Source organism: Pantoea sp. Morm (assembly GCF_016643525.1).
Lineage (GTDB): Bacteria > Pseudomonadota > Gammaproteobacteria > Enterobacterales > Enterobacteriaceae > Pantoea > Pantoea dispersa.
Genome location: NZ_VOQX01000162.1, coordinates 1 through 5329, shown reverse-complemented (window position 1 = coordinate 5329; position 5329 = coordinate 1). Strand labels below are relative to the sequence as shown.

Annotated in this window: 6 protein-coding genes, 1 tRNA gene and 2 pseudogenes; 1 reads left to right on the top strand and 8 read right to left on the bottom strand. The window is 53.6% G+C overall.

Going from position 1 to position 5329, the window contains the following annotated elements:
* From FT726_RS25960 to FT726_RS25950, 3 genes and pseudogenes are all read right to left on the bottom strand, one after another.
* Window positions 1-406: pseudogene (locus FT726_RS25960) on the bottom strand (DNA primase); the annotation flags it as partial.
* Window positions 403-771, bottom strand: coding sequence for a hypothetical protein (locus FT726_RS25955; protein WP_346303704.1), 369 nt, complete (start codon window positions 769-771; stop codon window positions 403-405). The pseudogene FT726_RS25960 and the gene FT726_RS25955, both read right to left, overlap by 4 nt.
* Window positions 761-955: a hypothetical protein gene (locus FT726_RS25950; RefSeq protein ID WP_021509672.1), complete on the bottom strand. Its 195-nt coding sequence runs from the start codon at window positions 953-955 to the stop codon at window positions 761-763. Before FT726_RS25950 ends, FT726_RS25955 begins: the two co-directional genes overlap by 11 nt.
* 308 nt (window positions 956-1263) lie before the next feature.
* Here FT726_RS25950 and FT726_RS25945 point away from each other — a divergent pair, with 308 nt between their 5' ends.
* Window positions 1264-1443 carry a hypothetical protein gene (locus FT726_RS25945; protein ID WP_264249170.1) on the top strand — a complete coding sequence of 60 codons (180 nt, stop codon included), beginning with the start codon at window positions 1264-1266 and terminating at the stop codon, window positions 1441-1443.
* A gap of 304 nt (window positions 1444-1747) precedes the next feature.
* Here the strand turns inward: FT726_RS25945 and FT726_RS25940 are convergent.
* From FT726_RS25940 to FT726_RS25920, 5 genes and pseudogenes are all read right to left on the bottom strand, one after another.
* Window positions 1748-1930 (bottom strand): annotated as a pseudogene (locus FT726_RS25940) (helix-turn-helix transcriptional regulator); the annotation flags it as partial.
* 207 nt (window positions 1931-2137) lie between these two features.
* The gene (locus tag FT726_RS25935; protein ID WP_346303703.1) at window positions 2138-2923 is read right to left on the bottom strand and encodes a hypothetical protein; all 786 of its coding nucleotides are present in this window, start codon (window positions 2921-2923) and stop codon (window positions 2138-2140) included.
* Between the two features lie 144 nt (window positions 2924-3067).
* A complete protein-coding gene (locus FT726_RS25930; RefSeq protein ID WP_346303702.1) occupies window positions 3068-4294 on the bottom strand; it encodes a phage integrase central domain-containing protein in 1227 nt (408 codons plus the stop codon).
* Window positions 4295-4459: 165 nt separating this feature from the next.
* Window positions 4460-4536: transfer RNA gene (locus FT726_RS25925), tRNA-Arg, on the bottom strand.
* 95 nt (window positions 4537-4631) lie between these two features.
* On the bottom strand, window positions 4632-5135 hold the full coding sequence (locus FT726_RS25920; protein ID WP_288422861.1) for a DUF1198 family protein: 504 nt from the start codon (window positions 5133-5135) through the stop codon (window positions 4632-4634).
* Window positions 5136-5329: the final 194 nt, after the last annotated feature.

Sequence of the window (5329 nt, the reverse complement as noted above, 5' to 3'; positions counted from 1 at the left end):
GGCTGGGCCCCATCTGGGAAAGGGACAGCCCCGCCTGGCGGGGAGCTGCCGGCTGCTCTTTACCGGCGGGAAAAAGGCGGTTGATACGTTCTGAATCACACAGCAGCGCCTTAACGGCCTCCCCGCCCGTGTAACCGCCAATCAGGTTCATCCGCGTCTGACGCTGCTTCCTTTCGTCTGTCTGGCAGAAGCCTGCCTCACACAGGGCTTCATAGCTCATGCCGCTGCCCGGCACAAAGTCTTTCATTTTCTGCGCCAGACGGCCGTAGCAGGAATGTTTATCGCGGTGCCGTGAAGCGGCCTCACGGGCCGCTTTTTTATCAACGGGATGACCGTTCACCCACAGGTAGATGCAGGTGAACAGCGCGTCAGACAGGGTTTCCGTCTCCGTTTCCGTCACGCTCATTTCGGTATCCCTCCGCTCATCTGGAACTTGCCAATCAGCGGGTGGTACCAGTACGCCGAGCCGTACTTCCGTTTGGCCGCACGCAGCACCAGACGGGCCGCTTCACGGAATTTTTCGTCCGGCACCAGGTAACCTCCGGCCCTGTGCCGCACCAGCATCACGCCGACGTTTTTTGCCAGCTCCTCCGCCTTTTTGGTCGAGATGCCAAACTCCGCCGCCAGCGTGCTGACCGGCGCCATGCCGGGCGGAATGGTGCCGCCCTGTGAATCCACCAGCGCGTTCAGGCTGGCCTCCAGGTCCCCGACGCGCGCAGTGAGCGCCTCCACCCGGCTGGCCAGTTCGTTAAACTTCACGTTACTGATCATGGTGCTTTCCTCCGTCAGCCCTGAGCGCGCGGTAAATCTCAAAGTTGATGTCGCAGGCCAGGCTGATAAGGTGTCGCAGCTGGGGCGAGCACTCCTGACAGGCCTTGTCCATAATCACCTCAAACAGCGAGGTGGCCATCTCGGCCTGGAATTCAGCCTGATCTAAATCCATGGGCTCACGCATTTTGGGCCTCCTGAACGGGCAGCGGGTCCGCGGGAGAGGGGGTAAGGCAGCGGACAGCCTGCTCTGAGCCGGCGCCGGTGCAGAGACGAAACGGGGGCACAGACCGGCCCTGACGGGAAATGGCGGGGAGGCAGTACTGATATTTGGGGCGAGTTTGGGTATGCTTGTTCACAGCCATAACTGTTACTCCAACTAACGGTTTGGTCAGACGCCCTGACAGTGGTTCCAAGCACTGTCGGGGCGTTGTCTTTTGGTATGCACGTGTCATACACTTACTAACACTTAAAAAGTAACCAGGTGTCAGACAAGTGTCAACCAAAGATATTAAAGCCAAGGGTAACAAGCAGATCGCGCTACGTGTTGAACCCAATTTAGAAGACGGGATCAAACAGGCAATCAAATTGGATGGCGATGCGTCTGTATCTGCATGGATAAAGCGCATCATTCGCAAAGAGCTCCAGTCCAGAGGTATAGAAACCAAAGGCTGACCAGTTCTGGCAATGGCCGCCTTGATAACTGCAATGTTCTCTGCTCTGTCCCCCGGAGCCGCCTTATGGCTGGATGAAGGGTGAGTCTGGGCACTGCCAGTTAAGGCAGTCATTTTTTTACCAATCATTTCTGTTACTCCGAATCAGTCTTTAATCAGAGCCGCCGCGACAGCGAGGGTGATAGTGCAATTGATCCATCGCAAGAGCGCGCAATTTATTTTCTTTCAGGTGTAGAAGAGGATTTACATGCATTTGCGCTCCCGTTGTGTTGGGTTTTATCGGCGTTTAAATATGGTGTAGCTGAGCGTGACGCATTGATGCGTTCTTCAATCCACGCATCGATTTCGCTTTCGATAAACGCAATCGCGCGGGCGCCAATTTTGACTGGCAAAGGGAAACGTTTTTCACTCATCAGGCGATACAGCCAGGCTTTGCTGTAGCCCGTGCGACGCTGAACTTCTGACAGGCGGATAAGTGATTCAGACATAGTGACCTCCTGATTCCTCGTGTGGTTTACAGGACTATTTCAGCAAGAAAAAAGAGGGAGATGTGGAAGCAGAGGTGAAATAACTGGAAGTGTAAACAAACGAACTGGAAGTGTTTTGCTGGCATTCCCGAAGTGAAGGCCGATTTGGAAGTCTGCAGAAACAGTTTTGGAAGTCTCTCCGGCTTGATGGGCCGAAACTGGAAGTGTTCAGGGTTCTGTTTTAACAATATGGCTTTTCAGCGCCGCTCTGAGTAAATCTGTCATCGCTTTACTGGTTATCTCTGTCCCCTTTCCATACTCATTGATCGCCTTTCTCGCGGCTTCAACGACTGCACTCTTGTTCAGTCTGGCCCCTCTCAAATAACGACCGCCGGATTGTTCAAGGGCTACAGCCAGACCAGCAATCATCATCAGCGCAGTTTCCTTACCAGCGAAACGCCCCCATTTCACAGGCTCAGCGGCCAGAGCAGTTATAGCTTCGTCAGCCGACAGGGGATCGGCTGATGTATTATCCGCCCCTTTACGACTCAGTTTTTTATATTGCTCGTAGAGCTTAATCGCAGCAGAGAGACCGTCGGAGAATTCGACGGGAACAGCCATGTCATTATGGAGCAGAAAAAGGATCAGCTCTGTTTTTTTGAAATAGAACCCTTCGTATATCTGGAACCCGTCCACCAGATAAATATCGGGACCAAACCCAGCGGATGCCTGAGGAAACTTACACCCGCTCGCAATTTTGCTGAGAAATTTTAAACTTTTATTTTCCAGGTCTTTATCGGATGTAAAGCCCTGGTCACGCGAATAGCGGTAAAAGCGAAACTCACACAGGTTATGAGGATAATCACCTTTAAAGGCTCGCATAGCCCGCACCATTAACAGTGCACCCTCACACATTGTGCGTTTGCTGGCTTCAGCAATAACCTCAATGGCATCCGTGAAATGCACGGCTTCAGCGTGTTCTTTATCCAGTTCTTCGAAGTTAATCTTTTGCATATGACGCACAGCATTCGTCAGCGATAGTGAGTAGATGAGGGGGCAGATGTTCAAACGTTTTCTGATTTCAGCCACCACACTGGCTGGCTGTTTTTTGTTCTTATAAAGTCTACTATCGTCTACTCAATGGGTCTACGGGTTCGTTCAGAGCCAGCCATCCGTACTCTGAGGCATGCCTGCCGGAATTCGGGCTGTTGCCTTTTCCTGCGATTCGAGAAAGTCGGCATACCACTGAAGCATCGCCCGGCGCCCCTCCAGATACTGGGCATGGTTATAAACCCCCCGGATAGTATTTTTATCAGCATGAGCCAGCTGCGTTTCAATCCACGCCGTGTTGTAGCCCTGCTCATGAAGAATCGTGCTCATGGTGTGACGGAAGCCGTGCCCGGTGGCTTTTCCGTGATAACCGATGCGCTTGATCACCTGATTGATACTGGCTTCGCTCATTGTTTTTCCTGCGTCATTACGCCCGGGAAAAACAAAGCGACCGCGCCCGGTCAGCTGTTTTAGCTCTTCAAGCAAAGCCAGCGCCTGACTGGACAGCGGAACGATATGCGGGCGACGCATCTTCATTCGCGCCGCCGGAATCTGCCACAGGGCTTTATCCGGATCGAATTCAGCCCATTCAGCCGCCCGTAATTCAATCGTGCGCGTGCCGGTCAGCATCAGCAGCCTTGTGGCATACTGCGTCACTCTGCTGCCTGTATAGCCGCTGAGCGCGCGCAGAAAGTCACCTAACTGGTCAGCGGTGAGATGAGGGAAATGCTTTTGCTTTGGCGCTTTCAGTGCGCCGGCGAGATCGGTAACCGGATTCTGTTCTGCCCTGCCGGTAATCACTGCATAGGTGAAAATCTGTCTGCATGCCTGCCGGGTTTTCTTCAGCTTATCCAGAACGCCACGCTGTTCCATCTTACGCAGTACGGAAAGCATGTCGGTCGTTTTGATTTCAGTAATGGCACGCCTGCCAATCCAGGGGAAAACATCTTTGCGCAGATATTCGAGAATGTCGTCCGCATAGCCCTGAGACCAGCCCTCACGCTTGTGCGCATGCCACTCCAGAGCCAGCTCTTCGAAACTGTTGGTGACAGCTACACGCTGTGCCTGCTTTTCAGCCTGCTTTACCTCACCCGGATCCTGTCCTGCAGCGAGCAGGCGCTTCGCCTCGTCACGTTTTGCCCGGGCATCAGCAAGAGGGACCTCAGGATATACCCCCAGTGATAACAGTTTTTCTTTGCCTGAGAATCGGTACTTCAGTCGCCAGTAACGTGAGCCGCCGGGATGAACGAGCAAATATAACCCACCGCCATCGGACAGTTTGTAGGGTTTATCTTTGGGTCTGGCAGCGCTGACCTGACGGGCGTTTAGCTTCATTTTGGGGGTATCTCATTTCATTGAACGGGAGATACCCCCAAATGTACCCCCAGAATGATGTAGATTCCAGCAGATAAGGCTATGCTTCAGCAGACGCTGATTTAGATAACATGCTTGTTTTTAAGGGATTTTGTAGACTTCAGGAGATGCTAGAAGAAGAGAGAATGGCACGCCCTACAGGATTCGAACCTGTGACCTACGGCTTAGAAGGCCGGTGCTCTATCCAGCTGAGCTAAGGGCGCATAGAAGATGCGTCGGATTATACGTCGGCACGCTGGCGCGTCAACGTTTTTGCCGCCAACAGACGGCAGAGTGTCGAGGGAATGAACAATTCGCCTTAATGACGCTGACGCCACTCGCTCAGCGAGACCAGATTACTCACCTCCGCGGATTCCCCTTCCAGTTCAATCCCCTGCGGCGTGAAGCGCGCATTATACTGCTCGCGTAACGCATGCAGCTCCTGGCTGTCCGGCTCCAGCTGGCGCAGGAATCCCAGCGCCAGCAACAGCTGCTGACGTGAAATCAGGGCGGAGAACCCCGCCTTCGTCAGAATGTGATGCCAGCGCTGTGCGTTCTCATCGCTGCCATCGACAATCAGCACCTGCCAGATCAGCAGCACTGCCGCGCCATTATTGAGGTGCACTTCGTTGTCGCCGCGAATGTAATCGGTGAACTCATTTGCCGCCTCTTTGCCCATCTGTGCAAGCAGCGATTCAACATGCACCGGCGGCAGTTGCAGCCGCTTGCTGAGCGCCTGCGCGGCGTGGCGCGAACCGGCGGTCAGCAGCTGAAATCCCACAACAAACACTATCGCCAGCGTGGCGAGCATCAACCAAATCATCACGTGTTCCACATCATTGCCTGGCGGGCATAATACGCGCTAAGCCTGGCGCGCGCCACGGCGAAAAATCGGGAAACCGGTCGCGTAAACGAATCTGTGACTGACAGCCGCACGCGCTTCTGACAGAATAGGCGCAATCCCCGATTTAACTCTCTACAGATGGATTTCCTCTCTGATGGCAGCAAAAATTATTG